This is a genomic window from Opacimonas viscosa (assembly GCF_024199005.1).
In the GTDB taxonomy this organism is placed as follows: Bacteria; Pseudomonadota; Gammaproteobacteria; order Enterobacterales; family Alteromonadaceae; genus Opacimonas; species Opacimonas viscosa.
In genome coordinates, this window is record NZ_JANATA010000430.1 from 1 (window position 1) to 206 (window position 206).

Here is a 206-nt window from a genome sequence, read left to right on the forward strand (position 1 = left end):
CCCAGCGTCGGCATCTTGGCGATCATGCGGATGATCTGCATCTGGCGGTTGTCGTCGTCGCCGATGTTGCGGGCGTCCGGGTAGAACGTCGACAGGGCGCCGACGGACGCCATGAGCATGCCCATCGGGTGGGCGTCGTAGCGGAAGCCCTGCATGAAGGTCTTCACGTTCTCGTGGACGAACGTGTGGAAGGTGATGTCGTGCAC

Annotated in this window: 1 protein-coding gene; it reads right to left on the reverse strand. The window is 63.1% G+C overall.

The window, feature by feature from the left end; translation table 11 throughout:
* Window positions 1–206: citrate/2-methylcitrate synthase (locus NLF92_RS14150; RefSeq protein ID WP_284700456.1), on the reverse strand; the 206-nt coding region annotated here is incomplete at both ends.